The organism is Pseudonocardia sp. HH130629-09, assembly GCF_001294645.1.
In the GTDB taxonomy this organism is placed as follows: Bacteria; Actinomycetota; Actinomycetes; order Mycobacteriales; family Pseudonocardiaceae; genus Pseudonocardia.
In genome coordinates this window covers 2,704,575-2,726,488 of sequence record NZ_CP011868.1, presented here as the reverse complement: position 1 = coordinate 2,726,488, position 21,914 = coordinate 2,704,575, and the positions used below count along the sequence as shown (strand labels likewise).

Below are 21,914 nucleotides of genomic sequence, written 5' to 3'. Positions count from 1 at the left end.
CGGCCAAGGGGGTGTCGTCCACAGCACCCCCGGCTTGTCGGCTCGGCCCGGATCAGCCGACGATCACCACGTGCAGGGTCCGCGGCCCGTGCACGCCCTCCACCCGGTCCAGCTCGATGTCGCTGGTCGCACTCGGCCCGCTGATCCAGGTGTGCGGTCGTACCGGGTCCAGCGCCGCCACCGCCTCCGGTACCCCGGCCACGATCTGGTCGGCGCGGATCACGCAGACGTGCAGGTCGGGGACCAGGGTCGCGGCACGACGGCCCTGGCCCGGCCCGTGGTCGAGGACGATCGTGCCGGTCTCGGCGATGCCGATGGCGGCCGTCGACAGCACGCCGTCGCACCGGTCCAACTCGGACACCACGACGCCGGGCCCGTCGGCGACGACCTCGACATCGGCGGGTACCAGCCCGGCCGGGAAGCCCGGTGGCACCAGGATCCGCAGCGGCCCGGAACCCGCGAGCGGGGTCCGGCCCGCCAGCGCTCCGGCGACCCGCGCGGTCGCCGTGTCCGGAGCCGCCCGCTCGACGACGGCGCGGTAGTCCGCGACCCGCTCGACGAACAGATCCACGACCTGCGCGTGTGACGGCGACCGGTCGGGAACCGGGCGGACCACCTCCACGTCGAGTACCGGCTCGACGTCGGGCACGTCGGACAGGGCCCGCCGGGCCTTCGCCAGGATCGCCTCACGCGCGCTCATGCCCAGCTCCCGTCCCGGCCGCCGTTCGTCCGCTTCCACCACTCCCGGAACGACTCCTCCGCCGGCACCGGGACGTCGCGCGAGTCCGCCCACGGGCTCGCCGGACCGGGGATCGCGCCCAGCACGGTCCGCCCGCCGGGGACGGTGCGTCCCAGCCGCGCGACCAGCCGACCACCGAGCCCGGCCGCCTTCTCCGCGGCACCGGTCCGCGCCGCCGAGGACAGTGTCCACGACGCCGCCCGCATCGCGACGTCCTGAACCGACGGCACCCGGCTCGCCCGCTGGTGCGCGTCGACGACCTCGGCGCGCAGGTGCACCAGCACCTCGGGGATGTCGATGCGGACCGGGCAGACCTCGAAGCACGCCCCGCACAGGCTGGAGGCGTATGGCAGCGAGTCGGTCTGCGGGTCGGTGCCCACCCCGCGCAGCTGCGGCGTGAGGATCGCGCCGATCGGACCCGGGTAGACCGAGCCGTAGGCGTGTCCGCCGGTGCGCTCGTAGACCGGGCACACGTTCAGGCAGGCCGAGCAACGGATGCAGCGCAGCGCCTGGCGTCCGGTCGGGTCGGCCAGCACGTCGGTGCGCCCGTTGTCCAGCAGCACCACGTGCACCTCCTGCGGCCCGTCGCCGGGGGTGACCCCGGTCCAGGTGGAGGTGTAGGGGTTCATCCGCTCCCCGGTCGAGGACCGGGGGAGCAGCTGCAGCATCACGTCCAGGTCCTGGAAGGTCGGCAGGACCTTCTCGATGCCGACCACCGACACCAGGACCTCCGGCAGGGTCAGGCACATCCGGCCGTTGCCCTCGGACTCCACGACGGTCAGTGTCCCGGTCTCGGCGACGGCGAAGTTCGCCCCCGACACCGCGACCCTGGCCCGCAGGAACTTCTCCCGCAGGTGCTCCCGGGCGGCCGCGGCGAGACGCTTCGGCTCGTCGGTCAGGTCGGCCGGGGCGGCGCGCCCGGCGCTGCCCATCTCGCGCAGGAAGATCTCCCGGATCTCCGCGCGGTTGCGGTGGATCGCCGGGACCAGGATGTGGCTGGGCAGGTCGTCGCCGAGCTGCACGATCAGCTCGGCGAGGTCGGTCTCCCAGGCGTGGATGCCCGCGGCCTCCAGCGCCGAGTTGAGGTCGATCTCCTGGGTGGCCATGGACTTGACCTTGACGACCTCGTCGGTGCCGTGCCGGCGCGCGATGTCGACGACGATCGCGTTCGCCTCGGCCGCGTCGCGCGCCCAGTGCACGGTGGCCCCGGCCGCGGTCAGCGAGCGTTCGAGCTGCTCCAGGTAGTCGGGGAGGTGCCGCAGCACCCGGTTCTTGATCGCCTCACCGGCCAGGCGCAGCTGCTCCCACTCGTCCACCTCGCCGACGACGCCTGCCCGCTTGGTGCGGATGACGCCCGTCGCGTGCGCGAGGTTGCGGCGCAGCTGGGAGTCCTCCAGCGCGTGCCTCGCCGCGGTCGGGAACGACGGGGTGCCGAGGAAGGTGCCGCTCACCGGGCCACCCCCGCACTGCCGACGGAACGTCCGTCGCCGGCCCGGCCCTCGCCGGCGACCACCGGCTCGGTCTGTGCCAGCACCTCGGCCAGGTGCATCACCCGCATCCCCGACCGCTGCCGCGACAGCAGCCCGCCGACGTGCATCAGGCACGAGTTGTCCCCGGCGACGAGGACCTCCGCGCCCGTCGAGCGGACGTGGCGGGCCTTGTCGTTGCCCATTGCGATCGAGGTCTCGGCGTTCTTCACCGCGAACGTCCCGCCGAACCCGCAGCATTCGGCCGCGCCCGGCAGGTCGAGCAGGGTCAGCCCGCGCACCGCGCGCAGCAGTCGGGTCGGCCGGTCGCCGACCCCCAGCATCCGCAGCGAGTGGCAGGTCGGGTGGTAGGTGACGCGGTGCGGGAAGTAGGCACCGACGTCGACGACGCCGAGCACGTCGACCAGGTACTCGCTCAGCTCGTAGACCGGCGGTGCCACCTCCACGCCGCGGACCAGGCCGGGGTCGCCGGAGCGGCGCGCGACCAGCCCGTGCTGGTGGCGCACCGAGCCCGCGCAGGAGCCGGACGGCGCGAGGACGGCGTCGTAGCCGGCGAAGGCGTCGAGGTGGTTGCGCACGAGCGGGACGGCCTCGTCGAGGTAGCCGGTGTTGACCATCGGCTGGCCGCAGCAGGTCTGGGCGGCGGGGAACTCGACGTCGACGCGGAGCCGGCGCAGCAGGGACACGACGGCCGCGCCGGTGTCCGGGAACAGGGCGTCGTTCAGGCACGTGACCATGAGGCCGACGCGGGGCGGTGGGTTCGACATGGCGCCTCCGGTGACGTGGTGGGACGGAGGGTGTGGTCCGACCAAGGTAGCGGTATGGTCGGACCACACACAAGCAGGAGGACGACGTGCGTGTTCCCGCCGCCCACGAGATGGTGCTCGCCCACGTCGAGGAGCGCCTGACGAGCGGCGAGTGGCGCCCGGGGGACCGGCTGCCGCCGGAGCGCGAGCTCGCCGCCCGGCTCGGTGCGTCCCGCCAGGCGGTCCGCGAGGCGCTGCGGGTGCTGCAGGCCCAGGGCGTGATCCGCTCGCAGGTGGGCACCGGCGTCGACTCCGGGACGGTCGTCGTACCGGCCCCGGCGCGGGCGCTCGGGCGGGTACTGGCCCTGCACCTGGCGGTCGACTCGTTCCCGGTCGACGACGTGACCGAGGCCCGGGTCATGCTCGAGCGGTTCTCCGCCGGGCTCGCCGCGCGCTGGCGCTCGGCGTCGGACCTCCTGGAGTGGACGACCGCGCTGGACGCCATGGACGCCGACCTCGACCCGGCCGCCTTCAGTGACGCCGACATCGCCTTCCACGTCGCGATCGCCGCGGCGGCGGGCAATCGCCTGGTGGGGGAGCTGACCCGGGCGATCCGGGAGTCGGTGCGCGGGGTGCTGCTCGACGCGATGCAGGCCCAGGGGGACTGGCCCGCACTGCGCGATCGGCTGCGGGCCGAGCACCGCGACATCCACGCCGCCCTCGCCGACGGTGACCCGGCGCTGGCCGCGGACCGGATCGAGGCGCACATCCGCGCCTTCCACGGCCGGGTCCGACCTGCCTAGGCTCACCGCCGTGACCACCTCCGACCTGCCCGACGCTGCCGTCGTCGCGGTGTCCGCCCGGTACCGGCGCGGGTTCGCCGACCTCGTCTTCTCACTCGACGCGGCGCAGCTCGCGGCGCCGAGCCTGTGCGCCGGGTGGGACGTGCGGACCGACGCCGGGCACCTGGTGTCCGCGCTGACCACGACGGTGCCGTCGTTCCTGGTCCAGGTGCTGCCGGGCGCGCGGGAACGTGGACCGGGCGGTCGACCGGGCCGCGCGGCGGGAGGCGACCCGACCGATCGGGGAGCTGGTCGCGGTCCTGCGCGAGCGGGCCGAAAGCTCCGTCGCCCCGCCCGGCATCGGGGCGCGGCCCGATGACCGCCGCGCTCGTGCACACCGTCGACGTCACGGTCCCGCTCGGGCTGCCGTTCGACCCCGACCCCGCCGACGTGCGCGTCGCGCTCGACTTCGTCGTCGGTAGGGTCCCGCCGGGTTCACCACGAAGCACCGGGTGGCCGGCCTGCGGTTCGTCGCCGACGACGCCGGGTTCGCGCAAGGCGAGGGCGCGGAGGTCCGGGGACACGGCGTCGACGTGCTGCTGGCCGCCTGCGGACGACCGGCCGTGCTGGACCGGCTCACGGGGCGGCGTCGCGACGCTCGCCGGTCGGCTCACACTCTAGGCTTGGCGCCGTCGCGGGCCGGGCGGCCCGCCGGAGGGGGTCCCGTGTCCGCGTCCGCCGTTCCCACAGAGGTCGTGCTCGCGGTCTCCGCACGCCACCGCCGCGGCTTCGCCGACCTGGTCGAGTCGCTCGACGCCGGGCAGCTCGCGAGCCCCAGCCTGTGCTCGGAGTGGGACGTGCGCACCGTCGCCGGGCACACCGCGTCGGTGGTCACCATGAACCTCGGCACGGTGCTCGCCGACATGGTCGCGGCCCGCGGCGACATCGACCGTGCCATCGACCGGGGGGCGGCTCGCCTCGCGGCGCGGCCGGTGCCGGAGATCGTCGCGACCCTCCGCGAGCACGCGGACAGCCGGTTCGCCATCCCCGGGGTCGGTCTGCGGGGCCCGATGACCGACATCCTGGTGCACACCGCCGACGTCACCGTCCCGCTCGGGCTGCCCCGCGAGTCCGACCCCGAGGGCCTGCGGATCGCGCTGGAGTTCGTGGTCGGACAGCACCCGAGCGCGTTCACGAGCCGAGACCGGCTGGCGGGGCTGCGGTTCGTCGCCGACGACGTCGGGTTCGCCGGGGGCGACGGCGCGACGGTGCAGGGCGACGGGATCGACGTGCTGCTCGCGGCCTGCGGGCGGCCCGCGGTCCTGGAGCGGCTGGCCGGTGACGGCGTCGCGACGTTCGCCGGGCGCCTGACCGGCTGCTGACCCCCGGCCCTCCGGCTCCGCTCCGTCGCTCGGTTCGTACGCCGTTCCGGTGCCGGCGGCGGTGGGTCAGGCGGTCGCGTCGCGGTGCAGGCCCAGCAGGTGCACGTAGGCGGCGGCGGAGAGCGGGATCGAGTCGCGCTCGGCCTGGCTCAGCTCCCGGCGCACCTTCCCCGGCACCCCGGCGACCAGCGACCCGGGGGGCACGACCGTGCCCTGGGTGAGGACCGCCCCTGCGGCGATCAGCGACCCGGCTCCGACGTGCACCCCGTTCATCAGCACCGCGCCCATGCCGATCAGCACGTCGTCGGAGACCGTGCAGCCGTGTACGACCGCGCGGTGGCCGATGGTCACGCCGTCGCCGATGACCATGGGGAAGCCGGGGTCGGCGTGCAGCACCGAGCCGTCCTGCACGTTGGTGCGCGCGCCCACGGTGATCGGGGCCAGATCGGCCCGCAGGACGCAGGTGTACCAGATCCCGGTCTCCGCGCCGACGCTCACCTCGCCGGCGAGGACGGCGCCGGGCGCCACCCAGGCCTGGTCGTGGACCTGCGGGGTGTGGCCGTTCACGGTGATCATGGGGTCAGCCTAGGGCGGTCTCGAACGCGGCGAGGACGTCGTCACTGAAGAGCACGAACCGCACCTCCTCGACACCGGTGCCCGCGCCGGCGACCTCCCGGACGGTGCCGACGGCGATCCGGGCGGCGTCGTCGATCGGCCATCCGTAGATCCCGGCCGAGACGGCGGGGAAGGCGACGGTGCGGGCGCCGAGGGAGTCCGCGACGCGCATCGGCTCCCGGTAGGCGCTCGCCAGCAGGGCGGAGCGGTCCTCGCCCTTCGCGTGCACCGGCCCGACGGTGTGGATCACCCAGCGGGCGGGCAGGTTCCCGGCGGTCGTCGCGACGGCGTGGCCGGTGGGCAGCCCGTCGGGCAGGTCCGTGGCGCGCAGCCGCTCGCACTCGGCGAGGATCGCGGGGCCGCCGCACCGGTGGATGGCACCGTCCACACCGCCCCCGCCACGCAGGCCGGAGTTGGCGGCGTTGACGACGGCGTCGACCCGGGCCTCGGTGATGTCGCCGCGCTCGCAGAAGATCCTCATGCGCGTGCCTCCTCCCGCAGCCGCCCCAGCAGCGGGATGGCCGCGATCTTCTCCTCGGTGAGCGAGTCCCACACGATGCCGCCCTCGGGGCGCCTGCGCCGGTGCTCCCGGCAGTCGACGACCCGGTCCGGGGTGACGATCAGGTCGACCGGTGCGTCGTGACCGGCCCACGGGACGACACCGGCGTCGCGCACCTGCAATTCGTGCACGGTCGTGACGACCAGCGTGTCGTCGGAGATCAGACCGGCCGCGCGGGCCAGCGCGAACTCCAGGTCGGCGAACCCGCCGCCCTTGCCCAGCCGCGCGCCGTCGACGCCGACCGCGACGCAGCCGGTGACGACGAGGTCGACCGGCTCCAGGTCCGCGACGGCGACCCGGCGGGCCGAGCGGGTGGCGTTCGCGATCGAGACCGCCCGGCGCGGCGGATCGGCGAGGTGGTCGGGGTCGAGCAGGAAGAACGGGTCGGCCTCGGCCAGCCTCGGGACGGCCATGTAGACCGTCTTGCCGTCCTCGAGCGCGTACTGCCGCACCGGGAGCTGCGCCGAGTCCGGGTTCGACTTGACGGTGCCCGCGGCCCGCCAGACCTCCAGCTCGCGCAGCCGGCGGGCCGCGGCCTCGGCACCGACGAAGTTCGAGATCCGGTTCCGCGCGCCGGGGAAACGGGAGGCCTTCTGCTCGGTGAGTGCGCTCCAGACCTCGTCACGCAGCTCGGCCTTGCGGGCGAGGGTCCCGGGGTCGCCCCCGGCGTCGTGGTCGTGACGGCGGCTCATGCCCCGATGATGTCAGTGCTCGCGCAGGGCCCGGATCAGCTCGTCCTTGGTCATGTCCGAGCGACCGGGGATGCCGACCTTCTGCGCCTGGGCGTAGAGCTCGTCCTTGGTCTGGTCCTCGTAGTCGCCGTGCTCGCCGCCGCGCCTGCCGACGGTGTCGCGCCCTTCGGCGGCCGCGGCGTTCGCGATCCGCGCGGACTTCTCCTTGGAGTTGCCCTCCTCGCGGAGGCGCTCGTACATCTCGTCGTCCTTGATGCTGCTCGCCATGGTGGCCGACTACCCGCCGAGCAGCTCCGCCAACCTGTCCAGCAGCGGCACCTGCCCCTTCACGATCTTCTGCCGCGCGGTCGCGAGGTCGAACCACGCGGCCCGGTCCAGCTCGGGGAAACGCACGGTGCGCCCGGAACGGGGTGGCCACTCCATCTGGACCCAGGTGCCGTCGTCGGGACGATCGGCGACGGCGTCGGCGCCGGTGAAGGCGGAGCCGTCCAGCGCGAAGGCGGTGACGGTCTTGCGGGACTGGCGGACCGTGCCGAGCGGAACGGGCTCGCCGCCGGGGGGCGGGGCGCCGACCTCCTCGGTGAACTCGCGGCGGGCGGCGTCGAGGGGGGTCTCGTCGGGGCCGTGCTCGCCCTTGGGCAGCGACCAGGCGTGGTCGTCCTTGCGGGCCCAGAAGGGTCCGCCCATGTGGCCGAGCAGCACCTCCGGGCCGCCCGGCCCGGCCCGGTGCAGCAGGAGCCCGGCGCTGGTCACGGGAGGCACGCGGGGATCATCCCAGACGGGCGGGCCGGTCGAGCCGGTGCACGTGGGACAGCGGGGGGTCGGCCGGGTTGTCCGGGGGCAGCTCCCCGGTCGCGACCCGCCGGAACCCGGCCTTCTCCAGCGCCCGGCACGACGCCCGGTTGCCCGCCGCGACCGGGACGACCACCGCCGTCGCCTCCGGGTAGCGCTCCCAGCCCTCGGCGACGGCGGCGGCGATGATCCGCGGGCCCAGCCCGCGCCCGGTCAGCTCCACCGGCCCGATGAGGTAGTCGACGGTCAGCGCACCGTCCGGGAGCGTCAGGATCGGCGTGATCGCGGCGACCTCGTCGGGGTAGTCGTGCCAGCGGGCGCGCTGGACCAGCCCGACCGGGACACCGCCGAGCTCGGCGACGAGGTCCTCGCCCGGTTCCTCCCCGCGCAGCCCCGCCCCGAAGTCGCGTTCGAGCGCCTCGTCGGTGGTCTCGTGGAACCACCACCGGTGCACGTGCGGCGCAGCCAGCCAGCGCCGCAGCAGGGGTAGGTCGGCCCGTACCAGCGGGCGCAGGGTGACGGGGGCGTCGAGCGACGGCCCGTCGGACGGTGTGACGGACGGCGGCATGGCGCGGGAGCCTAGCCGCGCCGCGGGCCGACGCCGAGCGGATTCCTCCTCCGCCCGGACGAGGAGCGGGACGGCGGGCATCTCGTCCTCACTGTGGATCCGGGCCCGACCCCGGCCCGCCTACGGTCGTGTTCGGATGGAACGCCATCGGACGAGGGGACGACGATGACGAGCGACCACACCCGGCCGGCCGCACGGGCGGGAGGCGGCGGGTTCGACGCTGTCCGCGGGGACGGCACGGTCCGCGGGGACGGCACGGTCCGCGGGGACGGCACGGACGCCGTCGCGACCGTGGCGCCGGACGCACCCGCCCCGGAGCGGCCCGCAGCCGCCGCGGGTGGGGCGGCGCCGGCCGGGACCGGTTCGGCTCCGGCGGGGAGCGTGTCCACCGCGGCCGGCGACGGAGCCGTCCCGGACGACACCGGCACGGCCCCCGCGCGGACGCGGTGGTGGCGGCGCGACCACAGCCCGGAGGAGATCGAGGCGGGCGGCAAGCAGGCGTGGCGCGACGCGATGCCGTGGGACCACCAAATGTCGCGGGGCGACAAGGTGCTCGTCTTCTCCACGCTCGGCCTGCTCGCGTTCATGCTCCTGACGATGCCGCTGCGGCCGTTCCTGCTGGCGTCGCACCCGGTGCTGCTGGCCGCTGTGACCGGCAGCCTGTCGGCCGTCGGTGCGGGCGCGGCGTTCGCCAGGATCGGCGAGGCGGACCTGTGGGTCGTGATCGCCGCCGGCGTGTTCGGGATGATCAAGTTCGACTGGTTGTTCTGGCTGGCCGGGCGCCGGTGGGGCGAGAAGATCGTCGCGCTGTGGGCGCCCGGTGACCTCGCGAAGCGGTTCGTCGGCCGGATCCGCAGCTGGCCGCGCTGGGCGATGCCGATCGCCGTCGTCGCGTCCGCGCTGCCCGGCATCCCGGCCGCGGCGGTGTTCGCCGTCGCCGGCCTGGGGAAGATGCGGCTCTGGACCTTTCTGCTGTTCGACGCGATCGGTGCCGCGCTGATCACGGGACTCGTCGCCGGGCTCGGGTTCGGGCTCGGGCAGCACGCCGTCGACGTGGTGCTCGCCATCGACAAGTACGCACTGTGGATCAGCCTGGCACTGGTGGTGCTCGTCTCGGTGCAGGCGGGCCGCAAGCAGAAGCAGCAGGCCCCGCCGGCCGCGTGAGCCGTGCCCGCGCCGGCGTGACCCGGGACCTCAGGTCCCGAGCCGCTGCCGCAGGCCGCTCGCACGCCCGGCCGGGCGTGCGAGCGCGGCACGTACCGCCTCCTCGGTGCCGATGATCCGCACGGACTCCTTCGCCCGGGTGACGGCGGTGTAGAGCAGCTCGCGGGTCATCAGCGGCGAGTCCGCGGGCGGCAGCACCACGGTGATCCGCTTGAACTGGCTGCCCTGGCTGCGGTGCACCGTCATCGCGTGGACGGTGCCGACACCACCGAGCCGGGCCGGCTCGAACGCGACCGAGGAGTCGTCCCGGGCGAACACCGCGCGCCGCCCGGACACGGTCCGGACCACGACCCCGGTGTCGCCGTTGAACAGCCCGAGGTCGTAGTCGTTCGTGGTGACCAGCAACGGACGACCCGGGTACCAGGGGGCCTCGGCGGCGAATCCGGGACGCTCGGTCTCGATCCACCGCTCGATCTCCGCGGTCCAGCGGGCCACCCCGTGCGGGCCGCGGCGGTGCGCGCAGAGGACGCGGTGGTCGTCGAGCACCCGCAGCGCCCGTGCGGAGTCCCCGGCATCGGCCGCACCGATCACGTCCACCGCGGCGCGGACCACGTCCTGGCGGAAGGTGTCCAGCCGGCGCGGTTCGATCTCGGCGGCGTCACCGTCGACGAAGGAGAGATCGGCCGCGCCACCGCGGAGCAGCGCGACGGCGGCGTCGGCGTCGGCGCCCTGGACGGCGGCGGCGAACTCCGCGATCGCGCCGCCGAACCGCCAGTTGCGGTGCAGCCGCACCACCCCGTTGCGCACGACGACGGGCGGTCCGGGCTCGGCGGGTGCCGGGGCGGCCCCGGCACCGGAGGCCGGCACGGACCGGTCCACGCGGAACGCGCCGCAGGCGGTCAGCGCCTCCTGCAGGGCGGGCTCGGCCGGGCCACGGGCGGCGGCGAGGTCGCCGAGCACCGCGCCGGCCTCCACCGAGGCGAGCTGGTCCGGGTCGCCGACCAGCACCAGCCGGGCGTCGGGGCGGACGGCCTCCAGCAGCCGCGCCATCATCGTCAGCGACACCATCGACGTCTCGTCGACGACCACGACGTCGTGCGGCAGCCGGTTGCCGCGGTGGTGGCGGAACCGGCCCGAGGTGCCGCGCGAGCCCAGCAACCGGTGCAGCGTCGACGCCGTGGCCCCCGCGACGGCGGCCCGGTCGGCGTCGGGCAGCCTCCGGTGGGCCTCGGCGACGGACTGGGTCAGCCGGGCCGCGGCCTTCCCGGTCGGCGCGGCGAGCGCCACCCGCAGGTCCGGTGCCCCGGGCGGGGAGGTGGCGCGGTGCAGGTCGTGCAGGACGGCGAGCAGCGCCGTGACCGTCGTCGTCTTGCCCGTGCCGGGGCCGCCGGCGATGACGGTGACCGGCCGCAGCGCCGCCACCGCGGCCGCGAGGCGCTGCCGTTCGGCACCCGGGTCACCGAGCAGCCGGTCCAGCGCCGCGCACAACCGGCCGGGGTCGACGGCCGCGACCGGTCCGGCACGCGTGGTGAACCCGCGGCGGACCAGCTCCTCCTCCTGCCAGTAGCGCTCCAGGTAGAGCAGGTCCCCGAGCAGGCGCAGCGGTCGCCCGGCGGGACCGTCCTCGCCGAGCGCGACCAGGGGACTGGCCGCGCACTCCGCGCGCCAGGCGGCGGGCTCCGGCCACGGCAGCCCGGACACGTCGACGGCGACCTCGCCCTCGCCGGCGGTCGTGTCCGCAGCGCTCGCCAGGTCCACGCACACCGACCCGTTGCGGATCGCGCGGACGGCGAGCGCGGCGGCCAGCACCACGGGGTCGGGTTCGGCAGTGGCCGGATCGTCGGCGGCGGTCGGGTCGCCGCGCCCGCCGAGGGCGGCGAGCCGCCGGGCGACGTGGATGTCTCCCGGTGCGAGGATCTCGGCCTCGTTGAACGCGGCGAGCACCCCCGTCGCGGTGCGGGCGGCCCGCGGGCCGAACGGGTCCCGTTCGGGGGCCGGTGGCACCGTCGGTGCTGCCGTCGCTGCCGTCGCTGCCGGGGTGGAGGGTGCGGTCGTCGTCCTCACGGGGTGCCTCCGTCCAGCAGGTCCGACAGCTCCTCGACCAGGGCGGCGGGTGGCCGCCAGGCGAAGACCCCGCAGGGCGCGGCCAGCGGCCCGGACCCGGTGACCGGGGTGTCCGGCCCGCACATGCCACGCAGGAACAGGTAGCCGACCCCGCCGAGGTGAGTGTCCGGGTCGTAGCCGGGCAGCCGCCACCGGAGGTAGCGGTGCAGTGCGACGGCGTAGAGCAGTGCCTGCAGCGGGTAGTGCGCGTCGGCCATCGCCGTGGCCAGCCGGTCGGCGGTGTAGTGCGCCGCGGTCAGCGGGTCGCGCCCGGACGGGCCGGTCGGGCCCAGCCAGTTCGTCTTGTAGTCCACGACGAGGAACCGCTCCCCGGCCCCGTCGCGGATCCGCAGCACCGAGTCGATGCTGCCGGTGAGGTAGCCGCGCAGCGGCTGTCCGGCGAGGTCGGGGGAGTCGAGGAGGTCGGCGTAGCCGTGCAGCGGGTCGCCGGGGCCCAGGTGCCTGCGCACGGCGGCGGCGAGCCCGGACAGGGTGAGCCGCCCCGAGGGCGTGTCCCCGCCGCACAGCGGCAGCTCGAAGTCGAGTTCGGACAGCCGGTCCTGCGGTGCGACGTCGGCCAGCGCCAGCCCGGACGCGATCGGCCCGAGCGGGGTCCGCAGCACCGGGACGAGTGCGTCGGCGAGCTCGTCGGGGTCGAGGTCGGCGGGCTGGTGGCGCAGCTCCTCGGTGACGTGCGCGACCACCTCCGCGCGCAGCGCGGGGTCGCCGTCGGCGGCCGTGGTGGTGTCGAGGTGCTCCAGCACGGCGTGCACCAGGGTGCCGAACCCGGTGCCCGAGGGGAGATCGGCCATGGGGGAGGGGAACGCCGCCGGGTCGGCCCCGTCCGGCGCCGCGGACGCGGCCGGCCCCGCACCGGGTGGCGGGGCGGAGGGCTCGTCGACGATGCCCTCGTCCTCGGGCTCGGTCAGCACCCCCGGCGCGGTCGCGGCCGGCTCCGGCTCGGTGTCGGGGGCCGGGTGCGGATGGTGCGCGGCGTGGGCGGCCGCGGTCAGCGCGGTGTAGGACGTGCGTCGCCACGCGGTGTCGAGGGCGCGGGCGAACGTCGCAACGGCCAGCCCGTCGCGGGGCGGCTCCGGGACGCGCTCGGCGGGGTCGCGGTCGTGCAGGGTCTCCACCGACGCGCCGGCCGGGGTGAGCCGGTCGCGCAGGAACGCCAGTGCGTTCGCGTCGCCCGGGACCTTCGCGGTCGCCGCGGGCTCCACGCCGGGGCCGGCGTGCCCGAACATCACCCGGTGCAGCGACGACGCCGCCGTCGTGGTCCCGGGGACCCACCAGGCGACGACCTGGCTGCAGGCGCGGGTGAGCGCCACGTACAGCAGGCGGAGGTCCTCGCCGGCCTCCTCGGCCTGGTGCAGCGCGGTGCGTCGGGTGCGGTCCGGGCCGGTGGACCCGCCGACGTCGAGCAGTCGTCGCGGACCGTCGGAGCCGGGCGGGGTGTCGTGGTAGAGCAGCGTCTCGGGCCGGTCGTTGACCCAGCGGTCCCACGCGAACGGCAGGTACACCACCGGGAACTCGAGCCCCTTGGACCGGTGCACCGTCACGATCTGGACGGCGTCGGCGTCGGACTCCAGCCGCCGGCTCCGCTCGGCCGAGGTGTCGCGGGCGGCCTCGCCGATCCGGTGCCGCAGCCACTCGGTGAGGGCCGTCGGGCCCAGGTGTCGTTCCAGCGCCGCGGAGTGCAGCACCTGGCCGACGTGGCGCACGTCGGTGAGGTCGCGCTCGCCGTCGGGGCTGCGCAGCAGACGTTCGGCGGGGGCGTAGCGGGCGAACACCGCCTCCTGCAACGCCGCGACCCCGCGCTCGGCGAGGACCTGGTGCCAGGCCCGCAGGTCCGCGCTGAGCTGGTCGACCAGTCCCTCGGCGTCGGGCCCGCACAGGTCGGCGACGGTGTGCCCGACGAACCGGGTCAGCGCGGCGGCACGCAGTCGCATCGAGCGTTGCGGCTGCTCGACGGCCTCCAACAGCGTCAGCCACTCCGCGGCGACCGGCGTGGTGAACACGCTGCTGGTGCCGGTGAGCACGGCGGGCACCCCGGCCTCGGCGCAGGCGTCCCGCACCAGCAGGCCCTGGGCGTTGGTCCGCACCAGCACCGCGACCTGGCCGGGGCGCAGCCGGTCCCCCGCGAAGCGGGCGGTGCCGTCGAGCAGCTGCGACAGGTCGACGGCGACGTCGCGGGCCACGACCGCGCGGGCGCCCTTGGCCCGGGCCAGGCCGCGCCCGGTCAGGTCGAGCCGGTCCCGGTTGACCAGCCGCAGCCGCAGCGGGGCGTCGTGCCGGGCGGTCAGCCGCCGCCCGGTGTGGTGGGCCCGGACCGGGTGGACGATGATCCCGGGGTCGCCGAGGGTGGCCTCGCCGAACACCCCGTCCAGCGCGGTGAGCAGCGCCGCGTCGCTGCGGCGGTTCGTCGACAAGGTGCGCTTCGTCGCCGCCGCGTCGGCGGCCCGCAGGTAGCTGTGCACGTCGGCGCCGCGGAAGGCGTAGATCGCCTGCTTCGGGTCGCCGATCAGCACCAGGGTGGTCCCCGGGGCGGAGTGGAAGGCGAGGGAGAGGATCTCCCACTGCAGCGGGTCGGTGTCCTGGAACTCGTCGACGAGCACCACCGAGAACCGCGACCGGAGCCGTTCCCGGGCGGCGGGGCCGCGGACCGGGTCGCGCAGCGCCGTCGCGAGGCGGGTGAGCATGTCGTCGTAGCTGTAGATGCGGGCGCGCCGCTTGCGGGCGTCGACCTCGCGGCGCACCGCGGAGGCGAAGCCGTAGCGGGTGGCGGCCGGGGTGGTCGGGTCGGCGTCGCGGGGCTCCAGCTCGGCCTGCGGGTCGCCGACGGCGCGGCGGGCCAGCGCCAGCGCCGCGGCCCGGTCGAACGCCGGGCGTCCCGCGTTCGGCGCGGCGTACTTGCGCACGTAGAAGTCGTCGACGACCTCGGTGACGACGTCGTCGACGTGGTCGACGAACTCCGCGTCCGGGTCGTTGTCCCCGGCCACGCCCAGCCCGGCGAGCATCTGCATGCAGAACTGGTGGGTGGTGGCGATGGCCGCCGCGTCGAACGACGCCGACGCCGCCGCCAGCCGGTCCCGGCGCCGCTCCAGCTCGGCCGGGTCGGTCGCGGCCAGGTGCGCGACGACCGGGTCGGCGTCGCGGGCGGGCGGGGTGGAGCCGGCGAGCACGGCGGCCAGCGCCCGTTCGGTGCCGACCAGGCGTTCCCGGACCCGTTCGCGCAGCTCCTGGGTGGCGTCGCGGCCGAAGGTGACCAGCATCAGCCGGTCCAGGTCGGCGACGCCTTCGGCGACGTAGCGGGTCGCGAGCGCGGCGATCGTGTAGGTCTTGCCCGTCCCCGCGCTCGCCTCCAGCACGATGGTGCCGGTCGGCAGCGGGCCGTTGACGTCGAAGGTCGGTGCCGACAGCAGGCTCGTGGTGCTCACGGCGCGTCCTGCCTCTCGTGGTCGAGCAGCGGTGCCCACAACCGGACGGCGAGCTCCCCGAACCGGGTGGGCTCGTCGCCGGAGCCGGGCTCGGGACGGACGACCAGCGGGCCGCCCGCGCCGCCCCGGACGAAGACGTGCGGGGCTTCGGCGTGCTCGAAGCGCGACCACTCGCTCTCCGCCGCGGCGAAGGCGTTGGCGGGGACCACTCCGCGGGCGCGGTTGCGGGCGTAGACGGCGGCGGCGTCGGTCGGCAGCGGCAGCGCCGCCCGCAGTCCCTCGCGGCGCAGCGCGACCAGGTCGGCCAGGGTGCGACGGGCCAGGCCGGGGTCGACCGGGCCGAGCACCGATCGGGCCGCGCCGCCGGGGCCGCGGCCGACGGTCACCGCCGTCCAGGTCCGGCCGGGGTGTGCGGCGGTGAGCGCGAGCAGCTGCACCCAGGCCCGCAGCCGGTGCTTGGCCTTGAGCCGTGAGTACTCGACACGCACCACGACGTCGCCGTGCAGGCCCGGCACCGTCCCGGCGACGGCGCGGCCGTCCTCGGGTGTGCCGGTGAGCTGCGCGACGAGGTCCTGCGAGCCCGCCTCGCTGGTCGCGACCGTCGCGGCGACGGCGACCAGCGGCTCGACCTGACCGCCGACCTCGATGAGCACCCGGTGGCCGATCCCGCCGGGCGGGAGGTCCCCGCGCAGTGTCTCGGCCCGCGCCACGGCCCGCGGCGCGGCCCCGGCGAGCCGGTCGGTCAGCAGCCGGTCACCGATCTTCCAGGTGGCCAGCCCGTCGAGCTCGACCGGCAGCGCGTCGTCGGGCTCGACGTTCTCCTCCGGCGGCAGCACCCGCACCCGCTGGCGCAGGAACGCCCGCACCGGGTGCTCGACGAACGCGACCAGCTCGTCGAGCTCGACCACCCCGTCCGGCGGGTCCTCCGGCGGGGGGAGCGGGTCCGCACCGAACAGCGGGGTCACGGTGCGCGGCCCGGCAGCGGCCTCGGCGCCGCGCCGCGCGGTCCGGTCGAAGCTGAACGGCCCGTCGGCCAGCAGCGCGCCGGGGGTGAAGTTGCGCCGGTCGAAGGGCTGCAGCGGGTGCCGGGCCCGCAGCGCCCGTGAGGCGGGGGTGCCGGAGGTGGTCCGCGCGCACGCGTCGATCGCGTCGCACAGCTCCCCGACCGGTACCGACGGCGGTCGGTCGGCCCCGGTGCGCTCGTCGGCGCCGGAGGAGACCACGACCAGGTGGCGGGTGGCCGAGCAGATCGCGTCGAGCAGCAGCTGGCGGTCCTCCCCGCGCGGGTCGCGCTCGCCGACGACGGGATCCCGGGCCAGCACGTCGTCCCCGTCGGGGGCGCCGGCGCGGGGGAACACCCCGTCGTCGCAGCCCAGCAGGCACACCACCTTGTGCGGGACGGCCCGCATCGGGACCAGCGTCGCGACGGTCAGCGTGCCGGTCCGGAAGTTCGCCCGGCTGGGCCGACCGCGCAGCCGCTCGGCGAGCAGACCGCGCACGTCGGGCAGGTCGAGATCGACGGTGGCGGCCTGCGGCCCCGCGGAGGCGACGACGTCGGCCAGCTCCGCGCGCGCCTGCCCGGCCTGCCAGGCGTCGGTCGGGGTGGTGTCGGTCAGCGCCGACAGCCCCTCGACCAGCGCGTCCACCCACGCCGACAGCGGCTGCGGCCCGCGCAGCGCACCGAGCACGGTCGCGAGCCGGTCGACGAACTCGGCGAGCCGCCCGACGAGGTCCACGTCGGAGGAGTCGACCTCGTCCAGCGGCAGCGCGGTGCCCAGCCAGGCCGGGGCGCCCGGTGTCTCGGCCATCGCGACGCCGACGAGCATCCGGTCCAGACCGGCCCGCCAGGTGTTCTGCCCGATCCCCTCGAGCCGGTAGGGCCAGCGGTGCGCTGCGTCGAGCCCCCACCGCACCCCGGCCGCGGTGACCAGCTCGGACAGCCGCTCCAGCGCGTCGTCGTCGAAGCGGAAGCGGCGCCGCACCGGGGCGGAGGCGACCAGGTCGAGCACCTGGGAGGCACTGACCCGGGACCCGGCGAGCTCCAGCAGCGACGACACGGTGCCCAGCAGGGGGTTCGCCTGGCGCAGCGCCCGGTCGGCCAGGCGCACCCGCAGCCGGTGCCCGGGGTGCAGCTCCTCGCGGGACGGGCCCGCGCCGTCCGGGGTGTCCGCGTCCGGGGCGAGACCGAAGGAGGCGGTGATCAGCGGCGCGAACACCTCGATGTCCGGGCACATGACGATGATGTCGCGCGGCTCCAGGTCCGGGTCCGCGGCGAGCAGCCCGAGCAGCACCTCGCGCAGCACCTCCACCTGCCGGTCCGGGCCGTGGCAGGAGTGCAGCGCGACGCTGCGGTCGTCCGGGTCGAGCAGCGGACGGTCGGCGGGGGCGGGCGGCACGGCGTCGTCGCGCAGCATGGCCTGCAGGCGGCGCAGCAGCGTCGGCGGGCCGGTGTCGGCGGGGGCCGGGTGGTGGGTGTCGGCCACCGTGGGCCCGGCCGGGGGCAGCCGCAGCGCCAGCTCCCGGGTGTCGCGGCCGAGCGAGCGCAGCAGCGGGTGCCGGACCGCCTCGGCGCTGGTGTCGGTGGCGCGCGACGGCACCCCCGGCGTACGCCCGGCGCGCACCGCGTCCCACATCACCGGCGACGGGTGCGGCAGCCACAGGTGGACCTCCCGGTGCGCCGCGAGGGACTCCAGGACGGCCAGGTGCTCGGCGGCCAGCCGGGTCGGGCCGAACAACGACAGCCGCGGCCCCACCTCGGGCCCCGGGTCGGCGCCCCCGCGCAGCAGGGCCACCGCCTCGTCGAGCCGCTCGGCGGGACCGGGGACCCCGAGTGCCGCGCGCAGGCGCCGCCACAGCTCGGGCTGCCACCGCAGGTCGGCGGGCACCGCCTCCTCCCCGGCGCGCCAGCGGCGCAGCAGCTCGGGGCGGTGGGTGGCGTAGGAACCGAACAGCCCGGCCAGCGTGCGGGCGAGCGCGTAGCGGCGGCCGTGCCCACCACGCTCCAGGTGCGCGGCCAGGGCGGTGAACCGGTCGTCCCCGGAGGTGGCGACGGCCTCGTCGATCAGCTCCAGCAGCGGCCACACCGACCGGCCGGGCGACCACGGGTCGGTCGCCTGGTCGGTGCCGGTGACGTGCGCGACGGCCCCGCCGAGCAGCGCGGCCGGGGCCGGGAACCGGACGTTCGCGCAGACCCCGCCGCTGCCCGGCCCCGCGCCGAGCCGGTGTGCCAGCCGCTGGGCGAGCCAGCGCTCCACCCCGCGCTCGGGGACCGCGACGGTCTCGGCCGCGAACGGGTCACCCGAGCCGACCGCCAGCACGCCGGCGAGCGCCTCCACGAGGGTGTCGGCGCGTTCGGCCCGATGGATCTCCAGCACGGACCGCACGGTAGCGGCGACCCCCGACAGGGACGGCCGGACCCCTCTACCAGGACGACACGCGGTAGTTTTTCAGGAACACTCCGTGCAGGTCCTCGCCGGCCTCCCCGGCGACGATCGGGTGGTAGACCCGGGCGGCGCCGTCGGCGAGGTCGAGCGGGGCGTGGAACCCCTCCTCGGCCAGGCGCAGCTTCATCGGGTGCGGGCGCTCGTCGGTGATCCAGCCGGTGTCCACCGCGGTCATCAGGATCCGGTCGGTCGCGAACATCTCCCCGGCACTGGTGCGGGTCAGCATGTTCAGCGCGGCCTTGGCCATGTTGGTGTGCGGGTGCCCGGGCCCCTTGTAGCCGCGGCCGAACACCCCCTCCATCGCCGAGACGTTCACGACGTACTTGTTGCGTGCGCTCGACGCCGCCATCGCCGGGCGCAGCCGCGAGACCAGCACGAACGGTGCCGTCTGGTTGCACAGCTGCACCTCGAGCAGCTCGAGCGGGTCCACGTGCTGGACGTGGTCGACCCAGCTGTTGACCGCCGCGGTGTCGGGGAGCAGCCCGCCCGCGTCGACCGCGGTGCCGTCGGCGATCCGCTCCGGCGAGGCCGAACGGGCCGTCGTCGCCAGCGCGGCCAGGTCGCGCCCGCCCGGGACCGCCCCGGCGAGCAGGACCGGGTGCTCGCGCGAGGCGCTGGTGAACGACACGATCTCCGGCAGCTCGCCCGCGGGCAGCTCCTCCTGCTCGGCCGCCTCCAGCGCGGAGTACGAGCCGGGGGAGCGGCGCACCGTCTGCGCGGCGTTGTTGACCAGGATGTCGAGCGGGCCGGCGGCGGCGACCTCGTCGGCGACCGCGACGACCTGGGCCGGGTCGCGCAGGTCCACCCCGATCACCCGCAGCCGGTGCAGCCACTGCCCGGAGTCGGGCAGCGCGGCGAAGCGCCGGGCGGCGTCACGCGGGAAGCGGGTGGTGATCGTGAGGTGCGCACCGTCGCGCAGCAGCCGCAGCGCGATGTACATCCCGATCTTGGCGCGGCCGCCGGTGAGCAGTGCGCGGCGCCCGGTCAGGTCGGTGCGGGCCTCGCGGTGGGCGCGGTGCGCGGCGGCGCAGTCCTGGCACAGCTGGTGGTAGAAGGCGTCGACGACGGTGTAGCGCGTCTTGCACACGTAGCAGCCGCGGGCGCGGTGCAGCGTCCCCGCGGTCGCGCCGGGAGTGTTGGACACCAGCGGGATGCCGGCGGTCTCGTCGTCGATGCGCCCGGCCGCACCGGTCGCCGTGGCGGCGGTGACGGCCTCGTCGGAGGACTTCTCGGCCTGCCGCTTCTCGGTGCGGCGCCGCAGCCGCACCGACTTCCAGATCCCCGCGGTCGCCCGCCGGACGACCACGGCGTCGGGGTGTTCGGGTGGCAGCTCGTCGACCTGCGCCAGAACCTTCAGCGCGGTCGCGAGCTCGTCCGGGTCGATGCCGGGGCTGGACACCGGGACACTCCTGGGATCGGTGGTCGGGGGACGACCCTCGATCCTAGTTCCCCGGTCTTCCGCTCAGGACGCCAGCGGCTGCGCCAGCCCGACCTCCTCGGCCATCTGCTCGAACATGGCGTGGTTGAGCTCGAAGGCGCGAACGGCCTCGGCCAGCAGTCGCTCACGCTCGACCAGGGTCCACGGGGTGTCGTCGAGCAGCGCGCGGTAGTGCGTCCGGAAGCGCGGGGGGCTGCCGAGCTCGGAGAAGTCGTAGAACAACCGTCCCGGCCCCTCGATGCCGTAGGTGCGCCCCAGGACCTTCCCGATGACCTGGCCACCGGCGAGATCGCCCAGGTAGCGGGTGTAGTGATGAGCGACGAACAGCGCCGGGTCCGCGGCGACCTCGCGCAGGCGCTGCACGTAGGCGGTGGTCGCGGGGAGGACCCGCGGGACCCCGCCGCCGAGCGCGTCGAGGTCGGCATGCAGGGCCGGCACCCTGCGCAGCCCGTCGATGACGAAGGGACCTGCCAGTGGGTCGCCGGCCAGCGCGTCCCCGGCTGCCTCCAGTGCGGTGTAGATCGCGACATACTGCTCGGCGAGCAGGGTGTAGCCGTCCAGCGGCAGCACCCCGTCGAGCAGCGCCGCTACGTAGGACGACCGGTTGAGCTGGTCGTGCACCGGCTGAGTGACCTGGCGGAGATCAGCGGACAGCGTGCCCGTGATGGGGCTCGTGGCGGCCATCGGCCCTCCCGTGACGTGACGTCTGGTGCGACGGCACGGCGCCGGATCTGACACCGTGTCAGATCACGATGCTAGGGCGCGAACACGAGTAAGGCTAGCCTCAGTCGCGCGCAACCGTCGAGACCGCTCGCAGCACGGCCGCGACGGCGGTCTCCACCGTGGCGTCGAGTTCGGCCGGGTCGACGTCGACGATCCGCCTGCTCGACAGCCCCCCGGCGACGACGGCGGCGAGCACCCGGGGGTCGTCGTCGACCATGCAGCCCGCGGCCGCGCCCTCGCGCAACACCGCCATCAGCCGGTCCCCGATGGGGTCGGCGTGCGCGGCGATCCGGCGGTAGGCGGCCGGGTCGAGCGCGCCGGCCAGTGCCTGGCCGGGCGGGAGGTGGAACTCGGCGAGGCGGCGCAGCTGGAGCCGGGCGAAGGTGGCGAGTCGTTCACGCGGGCCCGGCGCATCGGCCAGCGCGGCGTCGAGATCGGCGACGTAGCGCTGCGCCTCGTGCTCGACGAAGGCGACGAGCAGGGCCTGGCGGTCGGGGAAGTGGTTGTAGAGCGCCGAACGCCCCACACCGGCGGCCGAGGCGACCCCGGACAGGGTCACCGTGTCGAAGCCGCGCTCGTAGAGCTGCACACGCAGCGCGTCGAACACGCGCTCACGGACCTGCTCGCGGTGCGTGGCGAGCGAGCCCAGGACCTTCGGCACGCGGGCCAGTGTAGGCCCGCGTGCCGGTCGGCCCGGAACCTCAGAGCTGCGCGAGCACCGACTCGACGCCGGAGACGTCCACCGAGGACGGGACGTCCTCGACACCGATCCAGCGCACGACGCCGTCGGTGACGATCGCGGCGTAGCGCTTCGAGCGGGTGCCGAGCCCGAACGACGAGCCGTCCATGTCCAGGCCGGCGGTCTTCGCGAAGTCGCCGTTGCCGTCGGCGAGCATGAGCACCGCGTCGCCGGCGCCGCGGGACTCGGCCCAGGCCTCCAGGACGAACGCGTCGTTGACCGAGGTGCAGGCCACGGTGTCGACGCCCTTGGCCTTGAGCTCGTCGCGGCGCAGGACGAAGCCGGGCAGGTGGGTGTCGGAGCAGGCCGGGGTGAACGCGCCGGGCACACCGAACAGCACGACGGTGCCGGTGCCGAGCACCGAGGCACTCTGCACGGGCTTCGGGCCCTCGGCGGACGGGGTCATCAGGGTGACGTCGGGGATCTGGTCACCGGCGGCGAGAGCCACGGGGTTCCTCCTGGTGCGACGGGGTGGAGTGGTCGGGACCGACCCTAGTCCGCC

The 21,914-nt window shown here is 75.7% G+C and carries 20 protein-coding genes; 4 read left to right on the top strand and 16 right to left on the bottom strand.

Annotated elements, in window-relative coordinates; genetic code table 11:
- Positions 1-52 precede the first annotated feature (52 nt).
- Genes XF36_RS12535 through XF36_RS12525 form a run of 3 tightly spaced genes read right to left on the bottom strand, consistent with a single transcriptional unit; the run spans position 53 to position 2,993 of the window.
- Complete coding sequence (locus tag XF36_RS12535; RefSeq protein WP_060714647.1) at positions 53-700, bottom strand: LutC/YkgG family protein; 648 nt, start codon at positions 698-700, stop codon at positions 53-55.
- Positions 697-2,190, bottom strand: a complete 1,494-nt coding sequence (locus XF36_RS12530; protein ID WP_060712123.1) for a lactate utilization protein B — start codon at positions 2,188-2,190, stop codon at positions 697-699. The genes XF36_RS12535 and XF36_RS12530 overlap by 4 nt, the downstream gene beginning before the upstream one ends.
- Positions 2,187-2,993: a (Fe-S)-binding protein gene (locus XF36_RS12525; RefSeq protein WP_168169505.1), complete on the bottom strand. Its 807-nt coding sequence runs from the start codon at positions 2,991-2,993 to the stop codon at positions 2,187-2,189. Before XF36_RS12525 ends, XF36_RS12530 begins: the two co-directional genes overlap by 4 nt.
- A gap of 86 nt (positions 2,994-3,079) precedes the next feature.
- On the opposite strand from XF36_RS12525, the gene XF36_RS12520 reads away from it, so the two are divergent.
- From XF36_RS12520 to XF36_RS12505, 3 genes are all read left to right on the top strand, one after another.
- On the top strand, positions 3,080-3,775 hold the full coding sequence (locus XF36_RS12520) for a FadR/GntR family transcriptional regulator (protein WP_238589241.1): 696 nt from the start codon (positions 3,080-3,082) through the stop codon (positions 3,773-3,775).
- 10 nt (positions 3,776-3,785) lie between these two features.
- A complete protein-coding gene (locus XF36_RS30365; RefSeq protein WP_060712121.1) occupies positions 3,786-4,133 on the top strand; it encodes a maleylpyruvate isomerase N-terminal domain-containing protein in 348 nt (115 codons plus the stop codon).
- Positions 4,134-4,479: 346 nt separating this feature from the next.
- On the top strand, positions 4,480-5,136 hold the full coding sequence (locus tag XF36_RS12505) for a maleylpyruvate isomerase family mycothiol-dependent enzyme (protein WP_060712119.1): 657 nt from the start codon (positions 4,480-4,482) through the stop codon (positions 5,134-5,136).
- 66 nt (positions 5,137-5,202) lie between these two features.
- Here XF36_RS12505 and XF36_RS12500 read toward each other — a convergent pair whose 3' ends face one another.
- Genes XF36_RS12500 through XF36_RS12475 form a run of 6 tightly spaced genes read right to left on the bottom strand, consistent with a single transcriptional unit; the run spans position 5,203 to position 8,362 of the window.
- Positions 5,203-5,712, bottom strand: a complete 510-nt coding sequence (locus XF36_RS12500; protein ID WP_060712118.1) for a gamma carbonic anhydrase family protein — start codon at positions 5,710-5,712, stop codon at positions 5,203-5,205.
- 4 nt (positions 5,713-5,716) lie between these two features.
- The gene (locus XF36_RS12495; protein ID WP_060712117.1) at positions 5,717-6,232 is read right to left on the bottom strand and encodes an O-acetyl-ADP-ribose deacetylase; all 516 of its coding nucleotides are present in this window, start codon (positions 6,230-6,232) and stop codon (positions 5,717-5,719) included.
- Positions 6,229-7,002 (bottom strand): 5-formyltetrahydrofolate cyclo-ligase, encoded by a 774-nt coding sequence (locus tag XF36_RS12490; protein WP_082375371.1) that lies wholly within the window; start codon positions 7,000-7,002, stop codon positions 6,229-6,231. Before XF36_RS12490 ends, XF36_RS12495 begins: the two co-directional genes overlap by 4 nt.
- Positions 7,003-7,014: 12 nt before the next feature.
- On the bottom strand, positions 7,015-7,269 hold the full coding sequence (locus tag XF36_RS12485; RefSeq protein WP_060712116.1) for a DUF7218 family protein: 255 nt from the start codon (positions 7,267-7,269) through the stop codon (positions 7,015-7,017).
- A 9-nt stretch (positions 7,270-7,278) separates the two neighbouring features.
- Positions 7,279-7,755 (bottom strand): NUDIX domain-containing protein, encoded by a 477-nt coding sequence (locus XF36_RS12480; RefSeq protein ID WP_414706241.1) that lies wholly within the window; start codon positions 7,753-7,755, stop codon positions 7,279-7,281.
- 16 nt (positions 7,756-7,771) lie between these two features.
- Positions 7,772-8,362, bottom strand: coding sequence for a GNAT family N-acetyltransferase (locus XF36_RS12475; protein WP_060712114.1), 591 nt, complete (start codon positions 8,360-8,362; stop codon positions 7,772-7,774).
- 165 nt (positions 8,363-8,527) lie between these two features.
- Between XF36_RS12475 and XF36_RS12470 the strand changes: the two genes are divergently transcribed.
- Complete coding sequence (locus tag XF36_RS12470; protein ID WP_145981345.1) at positions 8,528-9,526, top strand: DedA family protein; 999 nt, start codon at positions 8,528-8,530, stop codon at positions 9,524-9,526.
- Between the two features lie 30 nt (positions 9,527-9,556).
- Here XF36_RS12470 and recD read toward each other — a convergent pair whose 3' ends face one another.
- The 7 genes from recD to XF36_RS12435 form a co-directional block, all read right to left on the bottom strand.
- Positions 9,557-11,590 carry an exodeoxyribonuclease V subunit alpha gene (gene recD / locus XF36_RS12465; RefSeq protein WP_238589240.1) on the bottom strand — a complete coding sequence of 678 codons (2,034 nt, stop codon included), beginning with the start codon at positions 11,588-11,590 and terminating at the stop codon, positions 9,557-9,559.
- Positions 11,587-15,069: a UvrD-helicase domain-containing protein gene (locus XF36_RS12460; protein ID WP_202968514.1), complete on the bottom strand. Its 3,483-nt coding sequence runs from the start codon at positions 15,067-15,069 to the stop codon at positions 11,587-11,589. Before XF36_RS12460 ends, recD begins: the two co-directional genes overlap by 4 nt.
- Complete coding sequence (gene recC, locus XF36_RS12455; RefSeq protein WP_060714644.1) at positions 15,066-18,443, bottom strand: exodeoxyribonuclease V subunit gamma; 3,378 nt, start codon at positions 18,441-18,443, stop codon at positions 15,066-15,068. The genes XF36_RS12460 and recC overlap by 4 nt, the downstream gene beginning before the upstream one ends.
- Positions 18,444-18,489: 46 nt before the next feature.
- On the bottom strand, positions 18,490-19,911 hold the full coding sequence (locus XF36_RS12450; protein ID WP_168169504.1) for an SDR family NAD(P)-dependent oxidoreductase: 1,422 nt from the start codon (positions 19,909-19,911) through the stop codon (positions 18,490-18,492).
- Between the two features lie 63 nt (positions 19,912-19,974).
- Positions 19,975-20,634, bottom strand: coding sequence for a heme oxygenase (biliverdin-producing) (locus XF36_RS12445; RefSeq protein ID WP_060712112.1), 660 nt, complete (start codon positions 20,632-20,634; stop codon positions 19,975-19,977).
- Positions 20,635-20,734: 100 nt separating this feature from the next.
- Positions 20,735-21,334 carry a TetR/AcrR family transcriptional regulator gene (locus tag XF36_RS12440; protein ID WP_060712111.1) on the bottom strand — a complete coding sequence of 200 codons (600 nt, stop codon included), beginning with the start codon at positions 21,332-21,334 and terminating at the stop codon, positions 20,735-20,737.
- Between the two features lie 40 nt (positions 21,335-21,374).
- The gene (locus XF36_RS12435; protein WP_060712110.1) at positions 21,375-21,860 is read right to left on the bottom strand and encodes a peroxiredoxin; all 486 of its coding nucleotides are present in this window, start codon (positions 21,858-21,860) and stop codon (positions 21,375-21,377) included.
- Positions 21,861-21,914 lie beyond the last annotated feature (54 nt).